21 protein-coding genes, 1 tRNA gene and 1 riboswitch are annotated in these 25,622 nt (G+C 71.0%); of the genes, 16 read left to right on the forward strand and 6 right to left on the reverse strand.

Annotated elements, in window-relative coordinates:
* Positions 1-5: 5 nt before the first annotated feature.
* The 10 genes from ACF1A1_RS28755 (at position 6) to ACF1A1_RS28800 (ending at position 12,555) form a co-directional block, all read left to right on the forward strand.
* Positions 6-1,535, forward strand: a complete 1,530-nt coding sequence (locus ACF1A1_RS28755) for a sel1 repeat family protein (protein ID WP_392003903.1) — start codon at positions 6-8, stop codon at positions 1,533-1,535.
* Positions 1,532-2,848, forward strand: coding sequence for a cytochrome P450 (locus tag ACF1A1_RS28760; RefSeq protein ID WP_392003904.1), 1,317 nt, complete (start codon positions 1,532-1,534; stop codon positions 2,846-2,848). Before ACF1A1_RS28755 ends, ACF1A1_RS28760 begins: the two co-directional genes overlap by 4 nt.
* A 183-nt stretch (positions 2,849-3,031) precedes the next feature.
* Positions 3,032-4,093, forward strand: a complete 1,062-nt coding sequence (locus tag ACF1A1_RS28765) for a transglycosylase family protein (protein ID WP_392003905.1) — start codon at positions 3,032-3,034, stop codon at positions 4,091-4,093.
* Between the two features lie 204 nt (positions 4,094-4,297).
* A riboswitch (cyclic di-AMP (ydaO/yuaA leader) is annotated at positions 4,298-4,464 on the forward strand.
* Between the two features lie 4 nt (positions 4,465-4,468).
* Complete coding sequence (locus ACF1A1_RS28770) at positions 4,469-5,161, forward strand: transglycosylase family protein (protein ID WP_392003906.1); 693 nt, start codon at positions 4,469-4,471, stop codon at positions 5,159-5,161.
* A 356-nt stretch (positions 5,162-5,517) separates the two neighbouring features.
* Positions 5,518-6,807 carry a phosphopyruvate hydratase gene (eno, locus tag ACF1A1_RS28775; protein ID WP_392003907.1) on the forward strand — a complete coding sequence of 430 codons (1,290 nt, stop codon included), beginning with the start codon at positions 5,518-5,520 and terminating at the stop codon, positions 6,805-6,807.
* A gap of 144 nt (positions 6,808-6,951) precedes the next feature.
* Positions 6,952-7,428: a septum formation initiator family protein gene (locus tag ACF1A1_RS28780; protein ID WP_392003908.1), complete on the forward strand. Its 477-nt coding sequence runs from the start codon at positions 6,952-6,954 to the stop codon at positions 7,426-7,428.
* 40 nt (positions 7,429-7,468) lie between these two features.
* Positions 7,469-8,017 carry a DUF501 domain-containing protein gene (locus ACF1A1_RS28785; RefSeq protein ID WP_392003909.1) on the forward strand — a complete coding sequence of 183 codons (549 nt, stop codon included), beginning with the start codon at positions 7,469-7,471 and terminating at the stop codon, positions 8,015-8,017.
* Positions 8,014-8,955 carry an exopolyphosphatase gene (locus ACF1A1_RS28790; protein WP_392003910.1) on the forward strand — a complete coding sequence of 314 codons (942 nt, stop codon included), beginning with the start codon at positions 8,014-8,016 and terminating at the stop codon, positions 8,953-8,955. The genes ACF1A1_RS28785 and ACF1A1_RS28790 overlap by 4 nt, the downstream gene beginning before the upstream one ends.
* A 491-nt stretch (positions 8,956-9,446) precedes the next feature.
* Positions 9,447-10,856: an NAD(P)/FAD-dependent oxidoreductase gene (locus tag ACF1A1_RS28795; RefSeq protein WP_392003911.1), complete on the forward strand. Its 1,410-nt coding sequence runs from the start codon at positions 9,447-9,449 to the stop codon at positions 10,854-10,856.
* Between the two features lie 409 nt (positions 10,857-11,265).
* Entirely contained in the window at positions 11,266-12,555 is a 1,290-nt protein-coding gene (locus ACF1A1_RS28800) for a class I SAM-dependent methyltransferase (protein WP_392003912.1), read from the forward strand.
* A gap of 124 nt (positions 12,556-12,679) precedes the next feature.
* On the opposite strand, the gene ACF1A1_RS28805 is transcribed toward ACF1A1_RS28800, so the two are convergent.
* Together ACF1A1_RS28805 and ACF1A1_RS28810 are read right to left on the reverse strand one after the other, a co-directional pair.
* Positions 12,680-15,208, reverse strand: a complete 2,529-nt coding sequence (locus ACF1A1_RS28805; protein WP_392003913.1) for an ABC transporter permease — start codon at positions 15,206-15,208, stop codon at positions 12,680-12,682.
* Positions 15,209-15,252: 44 nt separating this feature from the next.
* Entirely contained in the window at positions 15,253-16,023 is a 771-nt protein-coding gene (locus ACF1A1_RS28810; protein WP_392003914.1) for an ABC transporter ATP-binding protein, read from the reverse strand.
* 402 nt (positions 16,024-16,425) lie between these two features.
* Between ACF1A1_RS28810 and ACF1A1_RS28815 the strand changes: the two genes are divergently transcribed.
* The 3 genes from ACF1A1_RS28815 (at position 16,426) to ACF1A1_RS28825 (ending at position 18,969) form a co-directional block, all read left to right on the forward strand.
* Positions 16,426-16,508 (forward strand) — tRNA-Leu (locus ACF1A1_RS28815).
* A 149-nt stretch (positions 16,509-16,657) separates the two neighbouring features.
* Complete coding sequence (locus tag ACF1A1_RS28820; RefSeq protein WP_392003915.1) at positions 16,658-17,842, forward strand: 4-hydroxybenzoate 3-monooxygenase; 1,185 nt, start codon at positions 16,658-16,660, stop codon at positions 17,840-17,842.
* Between the two features lie 212 nt (positions 17,843-18,054).
* Complete coding sequence (locus ACF1A1_RS28825; RefSeq protein WP_392003916.1) at positions 18,055-18,969, forward strand: Bax inhibitor-1/YccA family protein; 915 nt, start codon at positions 18,055-18,057, stop codon at positions 18,967-18,969.
* Between the two features lie 89 nt (positions 18,970-19,058).
* Here the strand turns inward: ACF1A1_RS28825 and ACF1A1_RS28830 are convergent, their stop codons facing one another.
* Positions 19,059-19,286, reverse strand: coding sequence for a DUF4287 domain-containing protein (locus ACF1A1_RS28830; protein ID WP_392003917.1), 228 nt, complete (start codon positions 19,284-19,286; stop codon positions 19,059-19,061).
* A gap of 103 nt (positions 19,287-19,389) precedes the next feature.
* Between ACF1A1_RS28830 and ACF1A1_RS28835 the strand changes: the two genes are divergently transcribed.
* Positions 19,390-19,701 carry a hypothetical protein gene (locus ACF1A1_RS28835; protein WP_392003918.1) on the forward strand — a complete coding sequence of 104 codons (312 nt, stop codon included), beginning with the start codon at positions 19,390-19,392 and terminating at the stop codon, positions 19,699-19,701.
* A gap of 15 nt (positions 19,702-19,716) precedes the next feature.
* Here the strand turns inward: ACF1A1_RS28835 and ACF1A1_RS28840 are convergent, their stop codons facing one another.
* From ACF1A1_RS28840 to ACF1A1_RS28850, 3 genes are all read right to left on the reverse strand, one after another.
* Complete coding sequence (locus tag ACF1A1_RS28840; protein ID WP_392003919.1) at positions 19,717-20,499, reverse strand: hypothetical protein; 783 nt, start codon at positions 20,497-20,499, stop codon at positions 19,717-19,719.
* A gap of 301 nt (positions 20,500-20,800) precedes the next feature.
* Positions 20,801-22,018 (reverse strand): acetyl-CoA C-acetyltransferase, encoded by a 1,218-nt coding sequence (locus ACF1A1_RS28845; RefSeq protein WP_392003920.1) that lies wholly within the window; start codon positions 22,016-22,018, stop codon positions 20,801-20,803.
* 216 nt (positions 22,019-22,234) lie between these two features.
* Entirely contained in the window at positions 22,235-23,266 is a 1,032-nt protein-coding gene (locus ACF1A1_RS28850; protein ID WP_392003921.1) for an SGNH/GDSL hydrolase family protein, read from the reverse strand.
* A 150-nt stretch (positions 23,267-23,416) separates the two neighbouring features.
* Here ACF1A1_RS28850 and ACF1A1_RS28855 point away from each other — a divergent pair, with 150 nt between their 5' ends.
* Both ACF1A1_RS28855 and ACF1A1_RS28860 read left to right on the forward strand, forming a co-directional pair.
* On the forward strand, positions 23,417-24,805 hold the full coding sequence (locus tag ACF1A1_RS28855) for a cystathionine beta-synthase (protein WP_392003922.1): 1,389 nt from the start codon (positions 23,417-23,419) through the stop codon (positions 24,803-24,805).
* A 400-nt stretch (positions 24,806-25,205) separates the two neighbouring features.
* A complete protein-coding gene (locus tag ACF1A1_RS28860) occupies positions 25,206-25,616 on the forward strand; it encodes a DUF6924 domain-containing protein (RefSeq protein ID WP_392003923.1) in 411 nt (136 codons plus the stop codon).
* Positions 25,617-25,622 lie beyond the last annotated feature (6 nt).

The following is a 25,622-nucleotide window of genomic DNA, read 5'->3' on the forward strand; positions in this document are numbered from 1 at the left end:
CGGGTATGGAACGGGAGCCGGGGGAGCCGACGGCTGAGCGGATGGTGCGTTCCGCCGGTGACCGCGTCGACCTGAGCCACGGCATCTTCCACGCCCCCGTGATCGGGGCCCAGTACAACTACGCGCCCGTTCCCCTCCCCGTGACGCCCGCCGACAGCTGGCCCCGCCTGCGCACGCTCCGCCGTCTCGCCCTCGGCATCCGCCCCGTCCGCCGCTTCGGCGACGAGCCCACCCTGCCGCCGTACGTGCGCCGCGACGCCGACGCCGAACTCGACCGGATCGTCGCGGACCGGCTGCGCGCCGGCGGACTGGTCGTGGTCACGGGTGAGCCGTTGTCGGGCAAGTCGCGCACGGCCTGGGCCGCGTTGCGACGGGTGGGCGGCAGGGTCCGAACCCGCGTCCACAACGCCCAGCCGGGCGCCGACCTGCGCGGCCTGCCCACCGCCCTGCGCGGCCGCGACCGCTCCGGACACCACGTCGTCTGGCTCGACGACCTCGAAGGGCACCTCGGCGAGCAGGGCCTGACAGCCGGCCTGCTGGCGGAGTGCGTCCACGAGGGCGTCCTCGTCCTGGCCACCATGCGCGACGAGGCGTACGACACCCACCGCTTCGGGGACGGGCCGGCGGCCCGCGTGCTGAGCGGGGCGGCCAGGGTGGAGCTGACCTGTCGCTGGAGCGGGACCGAACTGGCCCGTCTCGCCGAGGCCGAGGATCCGCGGCTCGTGGACGCGCGGCGGCATCGCGGCTCCCTGGGCGTCGCCCAGTTCCTCGCGGTGGGACCGGAGTTGTGGGAGGAGTGGCGGCGGGCGGGCCGGCCGACCGCGCGGCCGAGCGGGCACCAACTGGTGCACGCGGCCGTCGGCATGGCCCGCTGCGGGGTCACGGCGGCCCTGCGGTTGTCGGCGTTGGAGGCCCTGACGGGCGGACCCGTGGTGGCGGAGGACCTGGCCTGGGCAGCCAGGCCCCGGCTCGGCGTCGTCGGCCTTCTCGTCCCCGGCGCGGAGGTCGGCACCTGGCGGGCGAGCGGGCCCCTGGTGGCAGACGCCCTCCGATCGCCGGACATGCCACCGGTGCGGGCCGACGAGTGGCTGTTCGCGGCCAAACTGGCGCGGCAGCACAGCCGGGGCGACTTCGGCACGGTGGTGCAGGCGGGCCGCGAGGCCCTGCGCACAGGGGGAGAGGTGGGCAGCGAGTACTCCGCGCACGCCCTCGCCAGACTCGCCGCCCTGGCCGGGGACGACACCGACGCCAGGTTCTGGTACCGGAGGCTGGCCGACCTGAACCCGTCCTGGGGCGCTCACGTGTTCGCCGAGTACCTGGTTCAGCAGGGAGAGACGGCCGACGCCGTCTCCCACTACGAGACCGCGGCCCAGGCCGGTAACCGCATGGCGGCAGAGGCCCTCGGCCCCCTCCTCCTCGCCCGGGCCGAACACTGGCTGGCCAGAGCCGCCGAAGCCGGCTCGGAGCCGGCCGCCACCCGGCTCGCGGCCCTCCGCGAGGCCCTCGCCGAAATCCCCGCTACCGTCAAGGAGTGACCGACCAGCCCCACCCCCCGACCGACACCCCACCGGCGCCCGCCCTCTTCACCTGGGAGTTCGCCACCGACCCCTACCCCGCCTACGCCTGGCTCCGCGAGCACGCCCCCGTGCACCGCACGAAGCTCCCCAGCGGTGTGGAGGCCTGGCTGGTCACCCGGTACGCGGACGCCAAGCAGGCCCTCGCCGACCAGCGGCTGTCCAAGAACCCCGCGCACCACGACGAGCCCGCGCACGCGAAGGGCAAGACCGGTATCCCCGGTGAGCGCAAGGCCGAGCTGATGACGCATCTGCTGAACATCGACCCGCCGGACCACACCCGCCTGCGCCGCCTCGTCAGCAAGGCGTTCACCCCCCGCCGCGTCGCCGAGTTCGCCCCCCGCGTCCAGGAGCTGACCGACAGTCTGATCGACCGGTTCGCCCCGCGCGGCACCGCCGACCTCATCCACGACTTCGCCTTCCCCCTCCCCATCTACGCCATCTGCGACCTGCTGGGCGTGCCCCGGGAGGACCAGGACGACTTCCGCGACTGGGCCGGGATGATGATCCGGCACGGCGGAGGCCCGCGCGGCGGTGTCGCGCGGTCGGTGAAGAAGATGCGCGGCTACCTGTCCGAGCTCATCCACCGCAAGCGCCAGGCCCTCCCCGCCGAGCCCGTCCCCGGCGAGGACCTCATCTCCGGTCTCATCCGTGCCTCCGACCACGGTGAGCACCTCACCGAGAACGAGGCCGCGGCCATGGCCTTCATCCTCCTGTTCGCCGGCTTCGAGACCACCGTCAACCTCATCGGCAACGGCACCTACGCCCTTCTCACCCACCCCGACCAGCGCCACCGGCTCCAGGACTCCCTGGCCACCGGCGACCGCGCCCTCCTCGAAACCGGCGTCGAGGAACTCCTGCGCTACGACGGCCCCGTGGAACTCGCCACCTGGCGCTTCGCCACCCGCCCCCTGACCATCGGCGGCCAGGACATCGCCGCCGGCGACCCCGTCCTCGTCGTGCTCGCGGCCGCCGACCGCGATCCGGCGCGTTTCACCGACCCGGACACGCTCGACCTCTCCCGCCGCGACAACCAGCACCTCGGCTACGGCCACGGCATCCACTACTGCCTGGGCGCCCCGCTCGCCCGTCTGGAGGGCCAGACGGCGCTCGCCACCCTCCTCACCCGCCTGCCCGACCTCCGGCTCGCCGTCGATCCGGCCGAGTTGAGGTGGCGCGGCGGCCTCATCATGCGCGGACTGCGCACACTGCCCGTGGAGTTCACCCCCCGTCCCGCCCCCGGATCGTCCGCACCCCCCGCACCCGCCCGCTGACCGACCGTTATGTGCCGGTCCCGCGGAGCAAAGGTGACCATTCCTCAACTCTGTGATCTTCACGTGATCTGTGCGGCATTAACTTGTGACAAGTGATCGTCTGCCTATACGTTCACTCGTCAGCGCGGCGCCCCGGCATCACCCGCCGCGCGGGTCACTGCTGTCTCGAGAAAGGCCCCCCGCATGCTCTCCGGGAACGGTCGTCACCGTCGCCCCCGCCAGGCCCCGGCCCTCCTCGTCGCGGCCGGCGTGACCGGCTCCGCCATCGCCATCCCGCTGCTCGGCGCCACCGGTGCGAGCGCCGCCGACGGCACCGTGTGGGACAGGGTGGCGGAGTGCGAGACCGGTGGCTCCTGGAGCGCCGACGAGGGCAACGGCGAGTACGGCGGCCTGGCCCTGACCCAGGAGGACTGGGAGGCGTACGGCGGACTCGACTACGCCTCGCGGCCCGACCTGGCCAGCCGCAACCAGCAGATCTCCGTCGCCCAGAAGCTCCTCGCCGACCAGGGTGTCGGCGCCTGGGGCACCTGCGGGCTGACGTCGGGGCTGAGTGAGGACTCGGCTTCGGTGGACGTCGACACCGGCGTGGCGGAGGACTCGTCCGACTCCTCCATAACGTCCGGCTTGTCGGATCTGTCCAAGGGGTCGTCCGGCTCCTCGAACTCCTCCGGTTCCTCCGAGGGTTCCGGGGACGCCTCCGCCGACCCGTCCGCCGAATCCTCCGCGGACTCCGCGAATACGCCCTCCTCGCCCCCTTCGTCCTCTTCCTCCTCTACGCCGGACAACTCCTCCACGTCCGATACGTCCACCGGCTCCGGTGCGAGCGGCGTGCAGGCGGGGGGCGGCTCGGCCGCGGCGGCGCCCGAGGCGGACGACTCGGACAAGTCGGGTCAGAGTGCGGGTTCTTGGAGCCTCGTCGACACCGGAGCGGTCGACTCCGGGTCGACGGACAGCGGTTCCGCCGACACCGGTTCCACCGGCTCCGGCCGCCACCGGGGCGGCACCGCCGACGAAAGTGCGACCGACGGCACGTCGGCCGCCTCGTCCGGCCGTCACGCCGCCGGCACCCTCAGCGGCACGGCCGGCGCCTACACGGTCCGGGCGGGCGACTCGCTCACGTCCATCGCCGACTCCCTTGACCTCGACGGCGGATGGCGCGCGCTCTACGCCGAGAACAAGGACCTCATCGGTGCCGACCCGGGCAACATCGTCCCCGGTCAGACCCTTGCCACAGGGGTCCAATAGGGCGGAAAAGCCGAGAAAACGGCGGGAGTTCACGTCGCACTTCGCACTGAATGTCCGGTTTGGTGAAAGTGTGGGATGAGTCTCAGAAGCCCTGATCGTCTTTGAAATTCCGGCGATCGCGTGTCTACGGTCGTGACCGCTCGGCAACCCGAGCCCCGGCTGCCGCAACGCCGAATCCTGCCAGTGGCCGCCCGGGAACAGTCGTCGCGTCAAGCGCCGCAGGCAGGAGCGGGGGACCCAAGGTAAGTGCCGCACCGGGCAGTTGACGGCGGCGGCTAGGGGTGAAGCCACGCCTCCCGTGGAGGAGTGGCCGGGCAACTCAACCGGCCCGAACCCGACAGCTCACCTCGCAGGCGTCGGTGAGGGGATCGATCCATGCTGTTTTCCGTCAAGGGCAAGCACCGTCGTCCGTCCAAGGCCACTCGCGCCCTCGCCATCGCGGGTGTCACCACCGCCGCCGTGGCCGCCCCGCTGATGGCGGCCGGCACCGCCTCCGCCGCCACGGCCTCCGAGTGGGACGCCGTCGCCCAGTGCGAGTCCGGCGGCAACTGGTCCATCAACACCGGCAACGGTTACTACGGCGGTCTGCAGTTCTCCGCCTCCACCTGGGCCGCGTACGGCGGCACGCAGTACGCCTCCACCGCCGACCAGGCCAGCAAGGCGCAGCAGATCGAGATCGCCGAGAAGGTGCTCGCGGGTCAGGGCAAGGGCGCCTGGCCGGTCTGCGGCGTCGGCCTCTCCAACGCCACGTACAACGGCGGCTCCTCCTCGTCCTCCTCCGGCGGTTCCTCCAGCGGCTCCTCGGAGAGCACCCGCTCCACCGAGCAGCAGAGCGCCTCCCGCTCCGCCGAGCGTCCGGCCGCGAGCCAGAAGACGGTCACCACCCCGACCGGCAAGAAGGTCGAGAAGGGCGACGGCGAGTACAAGGTCGTCCAGGGTGACACCCTCAGCATCATCGCCGAGAAGCAGAACGTCGAGGGCGGCTGGGAGAAGCTGTTCCAGCTGAACAAGGACATCGTCGAGGACGCCGACCTCATCTACCCGGGCCAGCAGCTGCACCTCAAGTGACATCCGGCTGCCAGTAAGGCCGCAGGCCCCTCACGGACGAGGTCCGCACGCTGAAGACCTCGTGAGGGTCCCCCCCGTCCCCACGGGCTCCCCGCCCCGGTGCGTCTTCCCCCGTACGCACCGGGGCGGGGTTTTTCCATCCCGGGCGTGGTCCGCGGTTCGCTCCTTGTTCCCGGGATTCCCCCGCCCTCTTTGTTCCGACCGGGAACAATGTGTACCGTCAGTCTGTCCACGGGACGGTCGGTCGGCTGCCGACGGCCCCGGGACGGTTAGGCTCTAGTCGCTGGGCTCAGCGGGCTCCATCACGGTCCGCGTGCTCCGCACTACCAGCGTCACATCCCAAGAAGGAGATGCTCGTGCCGTCCATCGACGTCGTCGTAGCCCGGGAAATCCTGGACTCCCGAGGCAACCCCACGGTCGAGGTCGAGGTCGGCCTCGACGACGGCAGCACGGGTCGTGCCGCCGTCCCGTCCGGCGCCTCCACCGGCGCCTTCGAGGCCATCGAGCTCCGCGACGGTGACCCGAACCGCTACCAGGGCAAGGGTGTCGAGAAGGCCGTCCTCGCCGTCATCGAGCAGATCGGCCCGGAGCTGGTCGGCTACGACGCCACCGAGCAGCGCCTGATCGACCAGGCCATGTTCGACCTGGACGCCACCGACAACAAGGGCTCCCTCGGCGCCAACGCCATCCTCGGCGTCTCCCTCGCCGTCGCCCACGCCGCCTCCGAGGCCAGCGACCTCCCGCTCTTCCGCTACCTGGGCGGCCCGAACGCGCACCTGCTGCCGGTGCCGATGATGAACATCCTGAACGGCGGCTCGCACGCCGACTCCAACGTGGACATCCAGGAGTTCATGATCGCCCCGATCGGCGCGGAGTCCTTCTCCGAGGCCCTGCGCTGGGGCACCGAGGTCTACCACACCCTGAAGAAGGTCCTGAAGAGCAAGGGCCTGTCCACCGGCCTCGGCGACGAGGGCGGCTTCGCCCCGAACCTCGGCTCCAACCGCGAGGCCCTCGACCTCATCCTCGAGGCCATCAGGGAGGCCGGCTACACCCCCGGCGAGCAGATCGCCCTCGCGCTCGACGTCGCCGCGTCCGAGTTCTACAAGGACGGCTCCTACACCTTCGAGGGCAAGGAGCGCTCCGCCGCCGAGATGACCGAGTACTACGCCGAGCTCGTCGAGGCGTACCCGCTCGTCTCCATCGAGGACCCGCTGTTCGAGGACGACTGGGAGGGCTGGAAGACCATCACCGCCAAGCTCGGTGACAAGGTCCAGCTCGTCGGTGACGACCTGTTCGTCACCAACCCCGAGCGTCTGGCCCGCGGTATCGAGGAGGGCGCCGCCAACGCGCTGCTGGTGAAGGTGAACCAGATCGGTTCGCTCACCGAGACCCTCGACGCCGTCGAGCTGGCCCAGCGCAACGGCTTCAAGTGCATGATGTCCCACCGCTCCGGCGAGACCGAGGACGTCACCATCGCCGACCTCGCCGTCGCCACCAACTGCGGCCAGATCAAGACCGGCGCCCCGGCCCGCTCCGAGCGCGTCGCCAAGTACAACCAGCTGCTGCGCATCGAGGAGATCCTCGACGACGCCGCGGTGTACGCCGGCCGCAGCGCGTTCCCGCGGTTCCGCTCCGCGAATCAGTAGGCGCGGCACGGGCCGGCCCCTGCTCCGAGGGCGGGGGCCGACCCTCACCGGGCTCATCGTCAGCCAGTCGTACGTACGTCCCCGTACTCGGTCCCGTACCGTGTCCGGGGACGTACGCACGTGTGAGACGGGAGGCGGGGACAGATGGCCGTGAAGGACCGGGACCGTTTCTCCACCGCGACGAGGATCCGGTTGCTGGGCGAGCAGACGGCGGCCCGTGTCTACCGCTCCCAGACCCGGCGCCAGGCCCGCCGCTCCCGCCTCACCGGCCGCGCGGCCCTGCTCGCGCTGGTCCTGTGCTCGCTGGTCGTGGCCCTGGCCTACCCCATGCGGCAGTACGTCTCCCAGCGCGCCGAGATCGCCGATCTGGAGCGCGAGAAGGAGCAGGCCAGGGAGCGGGTGGAAGAACTGCGCGACCTCAAGGCACGCTGGCAGGACGACGCGTACGCCGAGCAGCAGATCCGGCTGCGGCTGCACTACGTGATGCCGGGGGAGACGGGCTACATCGTCATCGACCCGGCCGCGGCGAAGCAGACCCGCGCCGACCTGGGGGCCGCCGACCGCCCCTGGTACTCGAACGTCTGGGACGGGGTCGACAAGTCCGACGCCTCCGACCAGTGACGGACAGACGGACAGACAGAAAGACAGCCTGAAGACAGTCATGGAAACGCCCCCGCCGCCCACCCCGCGCACCGAGCCCACCGACGCGGACGTCGAGGCCTTCAAGCAGCAGCTCGGGCGCCCGCCGCGCGGTCTGCGCGCGATCGCGCACCGCTGCCCCTGCGGCCAGCCCGACGTCGTGGAGACGGCCCCCCGCCTCCCCGACGGCACGCCCTTCCCCACGCTGTACTACCTGACGTGTCCGAAGGCGAACTCCGCCATCGGCACGCTGGAGGCGAACGGCGTGATGAAGGAGATGACGGACCGCCTGGCGACCGACCCGGAGCTGGCCGCCGCCTACCGGGCCGCCCACGAGGACTACGTCCGGCGCCGGGACGAGATCGAGGAGCTGAAGGGCTTCCCGAGCGCGGGCGGCATGCCGGACCGGGTGAAGTGCCTGCATGTGCTCGTGGCGCACTCCCTGGCCGCCGGCCCGGGGGTGAACCCCCTGGGCGACGAGGCGCTGGAGATGCTGCCGGAGTGGTGGCGCAAGGGCGCGTGTGTGGGCCCGGGCGCGTCGCGGGCACCCGAAGCGGAGGAGGGCCGGTGACCCGCGTCGCCGCCGTCGACTGCGGTACGAACTCCATCCGTCTCCTCGTCGCCGACGCGGACCCGGAGACGGGCGAACTGGTCGAGCTGGACCGCCGTATGACGATCGTCCGCCTCGGCCAGGGCGTCGACCGCACCGGCCGGCTCGCGCCCGAGGCACTGGAGCGGACCTTCGCCGCCTGCCGGGAGTACGCGGCCGTCGTCAAGGAACACGGCGCGGAGCGCCTGCGTTTCGTCGCCACCTCCGCATCCCGGGACGCGGAGAACCGCGACGAGTTCGTGCGCGGCGTGCTGGAGATCCTGGGCGTGGAGCCCGAGGTCATCTCCGGCGACCAGGAGGCCGAGTTCTCCTTCACGGGCGCGACGAAGGAGCTGACCGGCCGGGAGGACCTGACGAGGCCCTACCTCGTGGTGGACATCGGCGGCGGCTCCACGGAGTTCGTCGTCGGCGACGACCACGTGCGCGCGGCACGCTCGGTCGACGTCGGCTGCGTACGGATGACCGAACGGCACCTGGTGCACGAGGGCGTCGTGAGTGACCCGCCGGGCGCGGAGCAGATCGCGGCGATGCGCGCCGACATCGAGGCCGCCCTGGACCTGGCGGAGCGGACGGTGCCGCTGCGCGAGGCGCACACGCTGGTGGGCCTGGCGGGCTCGGTCACCACGGTCTCGGCGATCGCGCAGGAGCTGCCGGAGTACGACTCCACGGCCATCCACCACTCCCGCGTCTCCCGGGACCGGGTCCGCGAGATCACCGACTGGCTGCTGCACTCCACGCACGCCGAGCGCGCGGCGGTTCCCTCGATGCACCCGGGCCGGGTGGACGTGATCGCCGCGGGGGCCCTGGTCCTGCTGTCGGTCATGGAGCGGATCGGCGCGGAGGAGGTCGTGGTGAGCGAGCACGACATCCTCGACGGCATCGCGTGGTCCGTGGCGTAGGGCGGGCGGTGCGGCCCGGCTCGCGGCGGGTGGCGTGGCTCTCTTTTATTACTGATCAGTAGCCTCTGCTGAGCAGTGCGGATAACGTATGAGCACGCCACAGGGGCCTGTACGGGCCCCTCGGTCGCACCCCGGCGGCACCCCGTCGGAAAAGTTCGTGAAGTTCTTCACAAGGAATTCGGCCCCCTCGGAGGGTGAGGGCGCCCCGGTTGACCCTTCCGGGCGTCCAGTGCCCTGGTGAACGCGTTCAAAAGTGGAAGGCGCGGACGTTTCGCGGAGCCCCGCACGGACGTGTTTCGCGGGCCTCACCCGGACCCTTTGAGCCCGGAGAGGCAGCTCACGCGGCATTGACAACGGGATCCCGTGCCCCCGGGTTCCCGTCCCCCACCATGATGTGGATCACGCGGGCCGCGGAGGATAGCACACCCCCTGCATAAGCTTGTGAAGGGGCGCACGAGCGACCCCCCTGAAGCGGGTGGATACTCGATGGCATGAGCACCACGGAGCGTCCCAGGATCCTCGTAGTAGGCGGTGGGTACGTAGGCCTGTACGCAGCTCGGCGCATTCTCAAGAAGATGCGCTACGGCGAGGCGACCGTCACGGTCGTCGACCCCCGGTCGTACATGACCTACCAGCCCTTCCTCCCCGAAACCGCCGCCGGCAACATCTCCCCGCGCCACGTCGTCGTCCCGCTGCGACGCGTGCTGCCCAAGGCGGAGGTCCTCACCGGCCGGGTCACCACCATCGATCAGGACCGCAAGGTCGCCACGATCGCCCCGCTGGTCGGCGAGGCGTACGAGCTGCCCTTCGACTACCTGGTCGTCGCCCTCGGCGCGGTCTCCCGCACCTTCCCGATCCCCGGCCTCGCCGAGCAGGGCATCGGCATGAAGGGCATCGAGGAGGCCATCGGGCTGCGCAACCACGTCCTGGAGCAGCTCGACAAGGCCGACTCCACCACCGACGAGGAGATCCGCCGCAAGGCGCTCACCTTCGTCTTCATCGGCGGTGGCTTCGCCGGTGCGGAGACCATCGGTGAGGTCGAGGACATGGCGCGCGACGCGGCCAAGTACTACAAGAACGTGTCCCGCGAGGACATGCGCTTCATCCTCGTCGACGCGGCGGACAAGATCCTTCCCGAGGTCGGCCCCAAGCTGGGCACCTACGGCAAGGAGCACCTGGAGAGCCGTGGCGTGGAGATCTACCTCTCCACCTCCATGGACTCCTGCGTCGACGGCCACGTGGTCCTGAAGAACGGCCTCGAGGTCGACTCCAACACCATCGTCTGGACGGCCGGCGTCAAGCCGAACCCGGTCCTGGCCCGCTACGGCCTCCCGCTGGGCCCCCGCGGCCACGTCGACTGCGCCCCGACCCTCCAGGTCCAGGGCACGGACTACATCTGGGCCGCCGGCGACAACGCCCAGGTCCCGGACGTCGCCGCCCGCAAGGCCGGTGTGGAGAACGCCTGGTGCCCGCCGAACGCGCAGCACGCGCTGCGTCAGGCCAGGGTCCTCGGCGACAACGTGATCTCCGGTATGCGGGGCTTCCCGCAGAAGGAGTACTCGCACGCCAACAAGGGCGCGGTGGCCGGCCTCGGCCTCCACAAGGGCGTGGCGATGATCGTCATGGGCAAGATGAAGATCAAGCTGCGCGGCCGCCTGGCGTGGTACATGCACCGTGGCTACCACGGTCTCGCCATGCCGACGTGGAACCGCAAGATCCGCGTCTTCGCCGACTGGACGCTCGGCATGTTCCTCAAGCGTGAGGTCGTCGCCCTCGGCGCCCTCGAGTCCCCGCGCGAGGAGTTCTACGAGGCCGCGAAGCCGGCCCCCGTCGCCGCGAAGCCGGCTGCCGGGAAGACGGGGAAGACCGAGAAGACGGAGGAGAAGGCGAAGGCCTCCTGACCTCCGCCCTCTCAACACCCCGAAGGGGCCGCCCGCCATCCGTGGTGCGGGCGGCCCCTTCGGGCGTTGTCGCACGATTTCCCTCCTGACGGTTGGTGGTCCCCGGAACTCCCTTGACGGGTGGACTGCGGGCGCTGCGCGGGGTGTGGGCCGGTGGCTTCGGGAGACGGGCGGGGGGCGGGCTTCGGGAGGCGGGCGGAGCCCCGGAGGCGGGTGGCTCTCGTCCGACCGAGCCGGACGGGTCGGGTGGGCAGGGGACGGGGTCCGGGGCGGAGCCCCGTGGGGGGACCGGTCCCCGCGTCAGGACGGTTTGCGCAGATGTAACGTGCGTGGGGGACTGCGACCGAGCCCCGCAGGTGTTTACGTGGTGTCAGGACATTCCGGGATCACCCCCACGGAGGTGTGCACCATGGCTGACGCCGCGCCGCGGCTCCATGCCCTCGTCGAACAGTTGCTGGGAGCCCCGTTCCCGATGCGGGTCCGTGCCTGGGACGGCTCACAGGCGGGCCCGCCCGACGCGCCAACCCTGGTCGTACGCAACCGCAGGGCCGTGCGCCGCCTCCTGTTCAAACCGGGCGAACTGGGCCTGGCCCGCGCCTGGGTGGCCGGCGACGTGGAGATCGAGGGCGACCTCTACGCCGCCCTCGACCTCCTCTCCGGCCTCGTCTGGGAGCGCGGCGAGGACGCCCGTACCCTCACCGAGGCCCTGCGCGACCCCCAGTTCCGCGCGGCGGTCCGCGGCCTGCTGAAGCTCGCCGGCCTCCCGCTGCCCCCGGCCCCGCCCCAGGAGGAGGTCCGCCGCACCGGCCACCTGCACACCCGCCGCACCGACAGACGCGCCATCAGCCACCACTACGACGTCGGCAACGACTTCTACGAGATCGTCCTCGGCCCGTCCATGGTGTACTCCTGCGCCTACTGGGAGTCCCCCGACAGCACCCTCGAAGCGGCCCAGCGAGACAAGCTCGAACTGGTCTGCCGAAAACTGGCCCTGACCCCCGGTCAGCGCCTGCTGGACGTCGGCTGCGGCTGGGGCTCGATGGCGATCCACGCGGCCCGCGACCACGGCGTGAACGTCGTCGGCATCACGCTCTCCCAGGAGCAGGCCGCGTACGCCCGCAAGCGCGTCGCGGACGCCGGGCTCACCGACAAGGTGGAGATCCGCGTCCAGGACTACCGCGACGTCACCGACGGCCCGTTCGACGCGATCTCGTCCATCGGCATGGCCGAACACGTCGGCGCCGAACGCTACCTGGCGTACGCGAGGGCCCTCCACGCGCTGCTGAGACCCGGCGGCCGCCTGCTCAACCACCAGATCGCCCGCCGCCCCCAGAGCGACGAGACCACCTACCACGTCGACGAGTTCATCGACGCCTACGTCTTCCCGGACGGCGAACTCGCCCCCGTCGGCACCACCGTCACCCAACTCGAACGCGCCGGCTTCGAGGTCCGCGACGTGGAGTCGATCCGCGAGCACTACGCCCTCACCCTGCGCCAGTGGGTCACCCGCCTGGAGGCCGACTGGGCCCACGCGGTGCGGCTCACCTCCCCGGGCCGCGCCCGGGTCTGGCGCCTGTACATGGCGGCCTGCGCCCTCGCCTTCGAACGCAACCGCATCGGCGTCAACCAGGTCCTGGCCGTCCGCACCCCGGCCGGCGGCGCCTCCGGCATGCCCCTGCGCGCCCGCACCTGGAACTGACCGCACGACACGAGAACACGACACGAGAACACGACACGGGAACACGACACGGGAACACGGCACGGGAACACGGCACGGGAAAAGGGGCCCCGCCGCACACCGCGACGGGGCCCCACCCTTCCCCCTACTCCGACTTGATCGCCGCCAGCATGTTGAGCCGGGCCGCCCGCCGCGCCGGCCACAGCGCCGCCAGGACGCCCACCGCGGCGGCGAGCGCCAGGAACGCGGCCATCCGTCCCCACGGCAGGACCAGCTCGTACGTCGCCATCTTCGTGCCGAGCAGCTCACCGGCCGCCCAGCCGAAGAACACGCCGAGCCCGATGCCGAGCACCCCGCCGAACAGGGAGATGACGAGCGACTCGAGCCGCACCATCCGCTTCACCGACCGCCGGTCCAGCCCTATGGCCCGCAGCATGCCGAGCTCCTGCGACCGCTCGAACACCGACATGGCCAGGGTGTTGATGACCCCGAGCACCGCGACGATCACGGCCATCGCGAGCAGCCCGTAGAGCATGTTCAGCATGAGCGTGAACATCTGCGCGATCTCGTTGGAGAGGTCCTTCTTGCTCTGGACCTTGATGGCCGGGTTGGAGCCGAGGGCCTTCTCCAGCCGGTCCTTCGTCGCGTCGGAGGCGCCACCGGACGTCTTGACCATGACCTGCATGTCGTACGGGTCGTCCTGGTGCGGGGCGAGGGCCGAGGTGTCCAGCATGATGCCCCGGATCAGCTCGTTGCCCTCGTAGACCCCGGCGACCGTCAGCCGCTGCTTCTCGCCGTCCTCGTACGCCACGGTGAAGGCCGAACCCGCCTTCCAGCCGTGGGACTTGGCGGTGTCGGCGTCGACGACGACCTGCGAACCGCCGACCTCGAAGGCGCCGTCGTCCACGGTGAGGTCGGTCAGCTCGCCGATGGCGGAGCCGTTGACCCCGGTGAGGTACTCGGTCGTGCCGTCGATGCGGGCGGGCGCGTTGCGCAGCGGGCTGGTGACGGTGACCCCGTCGGTGGCCCTCAGCTTCTCGTCGACGTCGGTGGAGAGGCCGTTGCCGTTCGCCATCGACACGACGTAGTCGGCCTTGATCGCGGAGGACGCCATCTTGTCGATGGACTTCTGGAGGCTGCCCGCCATCACCGTCATGCCGGTGATCAGGGTCAGCCCGATCATCAGCGCGGAGGCGGTGGCCGCCGTACGGCGCGGGTTGCGCACCGAGTTCTGCCGGGCCAGCTTGCCGGACACCCCGAAGATCCGCAGGACGGGCGCCGCCGCCGCGATGAGCGGGCGGGACAGCAGCGGCGTCAGGATGAACACGCCGATGATCAGCAGGACCGCGCCGAGGCCCATGGGGGCCTGGCCGTCGGAGCCGTCCATCGTCGTCGCGGCGAGGATCACGGCGACGCCCGCCGCCGAGAACAGCGCGCCCAGCGTGTTGCGCAGCACCAGCGACTTGGTGGTCGCCTGGGCGTGCACGCTGCTCATGGCGGCGACCGGCGGGATCTTCGCGGCCCGGCGGCCGGGCAGCCACGCGGCCAGCATGGTGATGACGACGCCGACGACGAGGGCGGCCACGACCGTGCCGGGCGAGACCACCAGGGGCCCGTCGGGGACGGTCTCCCCGAGCGTGCCCATCAGCGACCGCAGCCCCGCGCCGATGCCGATGCCGGCCAGCAGACCGGTCACACCGGCGACCGTACCGACCACGAACGCCTCGATCAGCACCGACCGGGTGACCTGCCGGCGCGAGGCACCCACGGCCCGCAGCAGCGCGAGTTCCCTGGTGCGCTGGGCGACCAGCATGGTGAAGGTGTTGGCGATGATGAACGTGCCGACGAACAGCGCGATCCCGGCGAAGACCAGCAGGCCCTGCTTCAGTCCGCTCATCGAGGCGGCGATCTGCTCGGCCTGGTCGTCGGCGAGCTCCTCGCCGGTGCTGGTCTCGACGAGCTTCGCCGGCAGCGCCTTGTCCAGCGCGGCCTTCAGCGCGGTCTGCGAGGTCCCGGCGGCGGCCTTGACGTCGATCTCGTCGTAGGTGCCGGGCTTGCCGAAGAGCCGCTGGGCGGTCGCCGTGTCGAACAGGGCGAGGCTGCCGCCGGCGGCGACGTTGCCGTCGTCGGTGGTGAAGATGCCGGTGATCCTCGGGGTGAGCACGGGACCGTCGACGGAGAGCCGTACGGTGTCGCCGACCTCGTATCCGGCCCGGCGGGCGGTCTCGGAGTCGATGGCGACCTCGTTGCTCCCGCGCGGGGCGGAACCCTCCTTCAGCGGGTACCGGGGGTCCTTGTCCCCCCAGTAGTTCCCGCCCTGTGACTGGAAACCGCCGCCGATGAGCTTGCCGTCCTTGTCGGCGATGGCGGTGAAGTCGCTGACGACGCCGATGGCGGACGCGGCGCCGGGCACCTCGGCGCTCCGCTCCAGCAGGGCCTGGGTCAGCTCGGGGGTCTTGCTGATGCGGTCGCCCACATCCTCCTGCACCTCGGACGTGACGGCCACGTCGACCTGGTCGAAGCCCTTGGCGGAGCTCTTCTGGTAGGCGTCGGAGATGGTGTTGGTGAAGACCAGGGTCCCCGACACGAAGGCCACGCCGAGCATCACGGCGAGCACGGTCATCAGGAGCCGGGCCTTGTGCGCGAGAACGGTGCGCAAGGCGGTACGGAACATGGGGTCTCTACTCCGAAGGTTCTTGACCGGATGTCAGCCGGACGTCAGCTGGTGCGGCCCTTGGCGTCGAACTGCTTCATCCGGTCCAGGACCGACTCGGCCGTCGGCCCGTACACCTCGTCGACGATCCGGCCGTCCGCGAGGAACACCACCCGGTCCGCGTACGCGGCGGCCACCGGGTCGTGGGTCACCATCACCACCGTCTGCCCGAGCTCCCGCACGGAGTTGCGCAGGAAGCCCAGTACCTCGGCGCCCGAGCGGGAGTCGAGGTTTCCGGTCGGCTCGTCGCCGAAGATGATGTCCGGCTTCGAGGCCAGGGCGCGGGCGACGGCGACGCGCTGCTGCTGGCCGCCGGAGAGCTGCGAGGGCCGGTGGCCGAGGCGGTCGGCGAGCCCGACCATCCCGATGACGGTGTCCAGCCACTGCTTGTCCACCTTGCGGCCGGCGATGTCCATCGGGAGGGTGATGTTCTCCAGGGCGGTCAGCGTGGGCAGCAGGTTGAACGCCTGGAAGATGAATCCGATCTTGTCCCGGCGCAACTTGGTGAGCTGCTTGTCCTTCAGCGAGCCCAGCTCGGTGTCACCGATGCGCACGGAGCCGGAGGAGAAGGTGTCCAGACCGGCCACGCAGTGCATCAGCGTCGACTTGCCGGAGCCGGACGGCCCCATGATGGCGGTGAACTCGGCCTGCCGGAAGTCGACGGAGACCCGGTCCAGGGCGACCACCTGGGTCTCGCCCTGTCCGTAGATCTTCGACAGGTCCGTGGCGCGTGCGGCCACGGCGGTGGTCCGGTCGGCGAGGGGGGTGGTGGGCACGGGAGTGACTCCTGTCGGGACGACGTCGTTGCATCAGGGACGTGAACCATCGTCCCGGCCACATGTCGCCGTGTAGTCAGCCGCTGTTCCGGTTCCGAAGGCAGACTCCGGTCGGACCGCGGACGGCCGTGTCATACCAGGGGATGACAGCCGACCCCGAGAGGGCGTTTCGCCGGAACCGTCAAGAACCGGTGGACCGCCCTTGTTCGGACGGTGAAATTCCGTCATTCCGTATACGCGGCCGCCCGTCGCCCGCGAGCCTACTGGCAAGTGCGGATGGCCGGTTCCCCTGGCTGATGCTCCCTCAGAACTCAATAAAATAAGACAACATCGAGCCACTCTTCCGCTGTTCGGGGGACGCGTCCCGATAGGCTCGGACCCTCGATGCGGAGCCCATGGCCTGCCCGGATGGTGGAATGCAGACACGGCGAGCTTAAACCTCGCTGCCCCTCGCGGGCGTACCGGTTCAAGTCCGGTTCCGGGCACCTCCCACGCCTCCCCCTTCGCTGCACCCTCCATTGAGGCCTTGACGGCCCGCGCGCGAAACCGTTGACACCCCGGGAAAGCGGGCGCACACTCACGTCCAGCGTTGGTGAAAAAAAATTCACCACACGAACACGCGAAGGGAAGCCCGATGCGCACCACCGTCGGCATCATCGGCGCCGGCCCGGCCGGCCTCCTCCTCGCCCGCCTCCTGCACAACGCCGGCATCGACTCCGTCGTCCTGGAGAGCCGCGACCGCGCCTACGTCGAGCAGCGGCAGCGCGCCGGGATCCTGGAGCAGGGCACGGTCGACGTCCTGCGCGCGGCCGGTGCCGGGCGGCGCATGGATCGCGAGGGCCTGCGCCACGACGGCATCGAGCTGCGGTACGCCAGGCAGCGCCACCGCGTCGACTTCCCCGCCCTCACCGGCGGCCGGTCGGTGATGGTCTACGCCCAGACGGAGGTCTGCAAGGACCTCATCGCCCTCCAGCTGAAGGAGGGCGGTCCGCTGCTCTTCGAGGCGGAGGCGCTCGCCGTCGAGAACGTCGGCGAGGAGGCCACCGCCGGCCCGCGCGTGCGCTTTGGGCACCGGGGCGCCGAGGACGTCCTGGAGTGCGACTACGTCGTCGGCTGCGACGGCTTCTGGGGCGTGGCCCGCAAGGCGATACCCGCCGAGCTGACCCGGGTCTTCGAACGGGCGTACCCCTTCGGCTGGCTCGGCATCCTCGCCGACGTGCCGCCCTCCCACGACGAACTGGTCTACGCCCGCCACGAGCGCGGCTTCGCGCTGCTGTCCATGCGCTCCCCGTCCGTCTCCCGCCTCTACCTCCAGGTGCCCGAGGGCACGGACGCCGAGGCGTGGAGCGACGACGACATCTGGGCCGAGCTGGAGCGCCGCTTCGAGACGGCCGACGACTGGCGACTGGAGCGCGGCCCGATCACCCAGAAGTCGGTCACCTCCATGCGCTCCTACGTCCACGAGCCCATGCGGCACGGCCGTCTCTTCCTCGCCGGGGACGCGGCCCACATCGTGCCGCCGACCGGCGCCAAGGGCCTGAACCTGGCCGTCGGCGACGTCGTCACCTTCGCGCGGGCGCTGACGTACGAGCGGGAGACCGGTTCGCCGGAGCTGCTCGACGCGTACTCGGAGACCTGTCTGCGCCGGGTGTGGCAGGCCGAGCGGTTCAGCCACGACATGACGACGCTCCTGCACCGCGCCCCGGACGCCACCCCCTTCGAGGACCGCCTCCAGCTCGCCCGCCTGGAGCGGATCGCGTCCTCCCGGGCGGCGGAGACCGACCTGGCCGAGGGGTACACGGGCTTCCCGTTCGGGTGAGTGGGGGCGAGGTGAGCGGGTGATCTCCGACCGGTTCCGGGCATGTACCGGGTCGGTCATGAATGAGCCCCTCCGGTGCCGGGAATCAGGGAGGGACGTAGCGTGTTGCGCAGCACGACGAGGGAAAGATCCTCCCCAAGCACTAGGGTCAATCCTTTGCCCACCTATTACTCTTGAGCCAAGGCTGCGCTGTGTGGCCATGGAGGAGTGAAATGAGGAGCAGAAACCCGGTCTTCTCGCGACGGGGGTTCAGCCGCGACAACGGCTACGCGGGCTTCAACGCCGCGCCGCAGGCCGGGGGTCCCGCTGTCGGTACGCAGCAGGGCAACCCGTACGCGCAGGGCAGCCCGTATGCCCAGCCGGCCGGCAACCCCTACGCGCAGAACCCCTACGCCCAGCAGGACGTGCAGTACGGCGCCCCGCAGGCCCCGGTCACCACCGCCGGTGTGATGACCATGGACGACGTGGTCGCGCGCACCGCGACGACGCTCGGTACCGTGGTCGTGACCGCCGTCCTGTCGTGGCTGCTGCTGCCCGTCGACGAGGCCAACCTCGGCAAGTCCTACGGCATCGCCATCGGCGCCGGTCTGGTCGCGATGGTGCTGGCGCTCGTCCAGTCCTTCAAGCGCCGCCCGTCGCCGGCGCTGATCCTGTCGTACGCCGCCCTCGAGGGCGTCTTCCTCGGCGTGATCTCCAGCGCGGTGTCCACGTACATCGCGGACGGGGTCGTCGCCCAGGCCGTCCTCGGCACCATGGCGGTCTTCGCCGGTGTGCTCGTGGCCTACAAGGCGGGCTGGATCCGCGTCAACCGCCGCTTCTACGGCTTCGTCATGGCGGCCGCGCTCGGCTTCGTCCTGCTGATGGCCGTGAACCTGCTGTTCACCGTCTTCGGTGGCGGCGACGGCCTCGGCTTCCGCAGCGGCACTCTCGGCATCGTCTTCGGTGTCATCGGCATCATCCTCGGTGCCTGCTTCCTCGCCCTGGACTTCAAGCAGGTCGAGGACGGCATCGCCTACGGCGCACCGCGCGAGGAGGCCTGGCTCGCCGCCTTCGGCCTCACGCTGACGCTGGTGTGGATCTACCTGGAGTTCCTGCGACTCCTCGCGATCCTGAACAGCAACGACTAGCGCGACCGGTCGCACATGAGGAAGGGCCCCGGGGAACCCCGGGGCCCTTCCTCATGTGCGTGTCCGGATGGGGGTGTCGTGCGAGCGCGCTACAGCAACTTGCGCGCGGCCCTCCTCAGGTCGTACTCGTGGATGATCGCCTTGGCGTGGCCGTACGCGAGGTTGTGCTCGTGGCGCAGCCAGCTGACCCTCTCCTCGAAGCGGAGAGCGGGGCCTTCGTGGACGGTGCGCAACCAGTCGGCGACTTCACGACCGGTGCAGTGGGGGATACGGGCTAGCAGGTTGCGATGGGTCTCCTCGGAGAAGACTTGGGACATCGGCGCCTCCGAACGCAATGGGCTGTAAGCCGGTCCTTCAGGTCACGGTGCCTGAGCGTTCGCCCGTTGGCAACAGTCTCGGTGCGACGCGTACGCTCACCGCGTGGTTGATACGACGCCTCTGTCCCGTGCGGTGGATCACTTTGCCGATCGTCTGAGGGCGGCACCCCAGAGCCGGCTCCAGAGAGGGGCCGCCGCCGAGGCCCTGGAACTGGCCAGAGAACTGGCCCGGTGGGCGCAGCGCATCGAGGAGCCCGGGGTCGAGCCCCGGGAGATGCCCGACGCCGGAATGTTCGCCGCCGCCGACCAGATCACCGTCGCCGGACACGACCTCGCGGTGGTGCTGACGAGCGAGGACGAGGTCGCCGAGGCGGTCGCCCGGGTGGAGGAGGCGCAGAAACGGGCGGGGGTATGAGCCGGCGTCCGGGCGCTAGAGGCTCGCTATGACCCGGTCCGCCAGGATGTAGACGCTCTCCTCGCCGCAGGCGAACGTCAGGGCGTACGCGCCCGAGATGCCCGAGCCGCCCAGCAGGTACGGGGTCTCGCCCGCCGTGAGGGCCCTGGCCAGGCGTTCTGCCGTCTCGCGGTGGCCGGGGGTCATGCACAGGGTGGTGCCGTCGGCGAAGACATAGACGTCGAGGGTGCCGAGCGGGCCGGGGCGGACGTCGGTCAGTTCGGTGCGGGAGGCGGCGAGGTCCTCCAGGGCGGCCACCGTGCGTTCGTGGTCGTTGACGACCGGCGACTGGACCGGGACGAAGTCGGGGTGCGAGGGGTGGCGGCGGCGGGCCGCGGCCAGCTCCGGGGACTCCCCGGCGAACTCGTCGGTGTCCGCGGTCGGCTCGCTCACCGGCTCCAGCGGCTCCAGGCCCACGAAGTCGGCCTGGCGGGGCAGGAACAGCTCGCTGTCCGGCAGGCCCAGCAGGGAGGGCGCGTCGGAGACGTCACGGGACTCCTGCGCGGCCCAGAACGCGCGCGCCTCGGCCAGCTCCCGCTCCCGCTCCTCGGCGAGCGCCTCGGCGACCGCGGCGCGTATCTCATCCGTGTCGGCCGCGCCGCGGGCGGCCGGAACGAAGCCGGGCGTCCCGAAGGCGTGGTTCTCGATGAGCTCGGCGCGCAGGGCCGCGACCTGACGGCGCAGCTGCACGAGGGTGCGCAGGACGGCGACACCCACGGCGCCCGTGGCGGCCGTGGTGACCAGCAAGGCGATCGGCATGGCGCTCACTGACGTACTCCCGGTTCAAAGTCGACCCCGACTTCCTACATCAGCTTGAAGGGCGGACTATCCAGCTGTCAGTGCGTAACGTCACGAAACGGACAGGACTTTGGGTCTGGGGTCTGTGGCGCAACGGCTCTGAGCTGGTGAATCCCTGCGGCGAGGGAGATAGGTCACATCCTGGGGGAGATTGGATCACAGAACGGCCCGGAGTCCAGGGGTTTCCCGGACTCCGGGCCGACCGTTCACGGTGGGTGCCGCAGCGGCTACCGAGAGGTCCGCGCGACGGCTGCCGGGTGGCTCAGCTGAGGCGCTCGATGACCATCGCCATGCCCTGGCCGCCGCCGACGCACATCGTCTCCAGGCCGAACTGCTTGTCGTGGAACTGGAGCGAGTTGATGAGCGTGCCGGTGATCCGGGCGCCGGTCATGCCGAAGGGGTGGCCGACGGCGATGGCGCCGCCGTTGACGTTCAGCTTGTCGAGGTCGATGCCGAGCTCGCGGTAGGAGGGGATCACCTGCGCGGCGAACGCCTCGTTGATCTCGACCAGGTCGATGTCGTCGATGGTGAGGCCCGCGCGGCGGAGGGCCTGCTGGCTGGCCTCGACCGGACCGAGGCCCATGATCTCGGGGGAGAGGCCGGAGACGCCGGTCGACACGATGCGGGCGAGCGGGGTGAGGCCGAGCTCGCGGGCCTTGGTGTCGCTCATGATGACGACCGCGGCGGCGCCGTCGTTCAGCGGGCAGCAGTTGGCGGCGGTGACCAGGCCGTCGGGGCGGAACACCGGCTTCAGGCCCTGGACGCCCTCCAGGGTGACGCCGGCGCGCGGGCCGTCGTCCTTGCTGACGACCGTGCCGTCGGGGAGGGTCACCGGGGTGATCTCGCGCTCCCAGAAGCCGTTCTTGAGGGCTTCCTCGGCGAGGTTCTGGGAGCGGACGCCGAACTCGTCCATCTCCTGCCGGGTGACGCCCTTCCAGCGGGCGAGGTTCTCCGCGGTCTGCCCCATCGCGATGTAGGCGTCCGGGACGAGACCGTCCTCGCGCGGGTCGTGCCAGGTGGTGCCCTCCTGCGCGGCGACGGCCGCCGTGCGGGCCTCGGCCTCGGCGAACAGCGGGTTGTGCGTGCCCGGCATGTCCGAGGTGCCGTTGGCGTAGCGGGAGACCATCTCGACGCCGGCCGAGAGGAAGACGTCGCCCTCGCCGGCCTTGATGGCGTGCAGGGCCATGCGGCTGGTCTGCAGGGACGAGGAGCAGTAGCGGGTGACCGTGCAGCCGGGCAGGTGGTCCATGCCCATCTGTACGGCGACGATCCGGCCGAGGTTGTGACCCTGCTCGCCGCCCGGGAGGCCGCAGCCGAGCATCAGGTCGTCGATGTCCTTCGGGTCCAGTTCGGGGACCTTGGCGAGGGCCGCCTGGATGATCGTGGCGGTCAGGTCGTCCGGGCGCAGGTCCTTGAGGGAGCCCTTGCCGGCGCGGCCGATGGGGGAGCGGGCGGTCGAGACGATGACGGCTTCGGGCATCACGGCTCCAGACAGGAAGGGGCGGCGCGCAGCGCCTCGTCGACGGGCGGTGGCCGGGCTGTGGGGCGCTGCGCGAGGGACAACTTCGGACACGGCTGTGTGGGAAGTTACCTGTACGTATGGTCAGGGTCACGGGCCTGACGGTGTGACCCTGACCGCACTTTCTAAGCGCTTGCTTGGTCCTCCGGTGGTCGCGCTGCCGATCGGGCCCCGCCCTCAGACGCCGGACGGACTGGCCGGCGTCGTCTCCGGTTCGGGTACCCGCCGCCGCCTCCTCCTCTTCAGCAGCGCCCACGGGCCCCGCGGCCCCGTCGGCATCGCCGCCGTGACCTCGGTGCCCGCCTCGGACGCCGCCTCGGCCGCGGCCCGGGCCACCGGCAGGAAGCCCTCGCGGCGGAAGACGTCCGGGCGCTCCTCCTCGGCCGGCCACAGACCCAGAGCGGCGCAGACCGTCGGCAGGACCGCCATCGCCGCCGTGGCGTAGCCCTCCGCCGAGGGGTGGTAGTGGTCGGGGCCGAACAGCTCGCGCGGGTTCGCCTCGAACTCGGGGCCCAGCAGGTCGCCCAGCGACACCGTGCGGCCGCCCTGTCCGACGACGCCGATCGTCTGGGCGGCCGCCAGCTGGCGGGAGGCGCGGCGGGCCAGCCACCGCAGGGGCTGGCCGACGGGTTCGATCGTGCCCAGGTCGGGGCAGGTGCCGACGATCACCTCCGCGCCGGCCGTGCGCAGCCGCCGTACCGCCGCCGAGAGGTGACGTACCGAACGGGTGGGCGGCATACGGTGGGTGACGTCGTTCGCGCCGATCATGATCACGCAGACGTCGGGCACCCGGTCGGCGTCGCCGAGGGTCAGCCCGACCTGCCGGTCGAGGTCGTCGGACTGGGCGCCGGGCAGCGCCACGTTCCGCAGCTTCACCGGGCGCTCCGCCACCGCGGCCAGACCGGAGGCCAGCAGCGCGCCCGGCGTCTGTCCCGCCCGGCGGACGCCCTGGCCCGCCGCCGTCGAGTCGCCGAGCAGGGTCAGCCGCAGGGCCTCGATGCCGGGGGCGGCGTAGGCTCGGCCGTAGAGGCCGTCGGCCTGCGGTACGCGTGGGTGGGCGCCGTTGCCGTTGACATGGCGCCGCGCCAGTTGCGCCTCCGCCAGCAGCAGTCCGACGACCGCTGCCCCGGCCAGCCCGATCCCGCCGCCACCGTAGGCCGCGCCGGCCGCGATGCGTCGGGCCACTCTTGCCCTGGACATGCTCGTCATGCCTCGACGCCACCTCCTCGTGTCCGTACACCCACTCCTTGCCCCGTACGGACCGTCCGCCAATCTCGACAGTGAGTGAACGTCACTGCCGGGGCCGTAGGCTGGCGGGACCACTGACGACCACTGTTTTGCAAGCAACCGGAGACAACGGTGCAATTCCACGACTCGATGATCAGCCTCGTCGGCAACACCCCGCTGGTGAAGCTCAACAGCGTGACCAAGGGCATCCAGGCGACCGTCCTGGCCAAGGTGGAGTACTTCAACCCGGGCGGCTCCGTGAAGGACCGCATCGCCCTGCGCATGATCGAGGCCGCCGAGCAGAGCGGGGAGCTCAAGCCCGGCGGGACCATCGTCGAGCCCACCAGCGGCAACACCGGTGTGGGGCTCGCCATCGTGGCGCAGCAGAAGGGGTACAAGTGCATCTTCGTGTGCCCCGACAAGGTGAGCACCGACAAGATCAACGTGCTGCGGGCGTACGGCGCCGAGGTCGTCGTCTGCCCGACCGCAGTGGACCCGGAGCACCCGGACTCCTACTACAACGTCTCCGACCGGCTGGTGCGCGAGACCCCGGGCGCGTGGAAGCCCGACCAGTACTCCAACCCCCACAACCCGCTCTCCCACTACCACTCCACCGGCCCCGAGCTGTGGGAGCAGACCGAGGGGCGGATCACCCACTTCGTGGCGGGCGTCGGCACGGGCGGGACCATCTCCGGCACCGGCCGGTACCTGAAGGACGTCAGCGACGGCGCGGTGCAGGTCATCGGCGCCGACCCCGAGGGTTCCGTCTACTCGGGCGGCTCGGGGCGGCCGTATCTCGTCGAGGGCGTCGGTGAGGACTTCTGGCCGACCGCCTACGACCGGACCATCGCCGACGAGATCGTGCCGGTCTCCGACAAGGACTCCTTCCAGATGACCCGGCGGCTGGCCAAGGAGGAGGGCCTGCTGGTGGGCGGCTCCTGCGGGATGGCCGTCGTCGCCGCGCTGCGGGTCGCCGAGCGGCTCGGCCCGGACGACGTCGTGGTCGTGCTGCTGCCCGACAGCGGACGCGGCTACCTCAGCAAGATCTTCAACGACGAGTGGATGGCCGACTACGGCTTCCTGGAGGACGAGGGCCCCAGCGCCCGCGTCGCCGACGTCCTCAACGACAAGGCGGCCGGCTCCATCCCGTCCCTCGTCCACATGCACCCCGACGAGACCGTCGGCCAGGCCATCGAGGTGCTGCGCGAGTACGGCGTCTCGCAGATGCCGGTCGTGAAGCCGGGCGCCGGCCACCCGGACGTGATGGCCGCGGAGGTCGTCGGCTCGGTCGTGGAACGCGAGCTGCTCGACGCCCTGTTCAACAAGAAGGCCTCCCTGGAGGACCCGCTGGAGAAGCACATGTCCGCCCCGCTGCCGCAGGTCGGCTCGGGCGAGCCGGTCGGTGACCTGATGTCCGTGCTGGGCACGGCGGACGCCGCGATCGTCCTCGTCGAGGGCAAGCCCACCGGCGTCGTCAGCCGTCAGGACCTGCTGGCGTTCCTCGCCAAGGGCGGGAAGTAGCTTCCGGGGCCCGGGAGCGGAACCTCCGGGAAACCTGCGGTGAACCGGGCCCTTCGGCGGTGAACTTCCGTTCGTCCACCGAAAGTCGTGGACTTCGCGGAAGTGGTACGAGCGCGTCACGTCCGCGCAGCACACGCTTAACACGGGTCCGGCACATTGGTGGGTGTCGGCAGGGCGCTGGGGCACCTCCCAGGCGTTAGCACGCAGGAGGCTCTCCGCCCCGGCCGGCACCGAAACGGCGTCACGGACCTCCGGAGCGGCTCCCGGACCTCCATGGACGCCATGGACGCGCAAGCCCGGCCTGACCCGGCCCGCGTCCCTCGCGGGGACCGCCGTCGTCCCGCCCCCCGGTAACGGGGGTGCGGCGGTCCCCGCGCACATCCTCTGAGAGCATCCGGGCATGCCACTGCCCCAGCCCCGAGACCTGACCTCGCTCGTGCTGCGCACCGACTTCACGGACGACGCGGCCTGGAACGCGCTGTGCGCCGCGTCCGACGCGGACCACGCCACCTTCGTCAGCGACCCGCGGTTCGCCGACGTGGGCATCCCGGCGTTGATGGACGAGGACAACGCGGCCGACGAGGACGAACAGCTCGCCCACCTGTTCCTCGCCGACGCCACCGCCCTGGCCGACCCGCAGCACCGGCTGCTCGCCCTCGACCTCTACGACGAGCCCGGCCGGACCTTCCGGGTGCCGGCCGCCTGGTTCCCGGAGGTCTCCGCGAACCTGTGCATCGCCAACCTGGACTTCGAGGACTACGCCGACTGCGCCGACGCCACCGGCACCTTCCGCGGCTTCGGGGACGGCTGACGGCCG

Source organism: Streptomyces sp. NPDC014995, from assembly GCF_043080745.1.
Classification (GTDB): domain Bacteria; phylum Actinomycetota; class Actinomycetes; order Streptomycetales; family Streptomycetaceae; genus Streptomyces.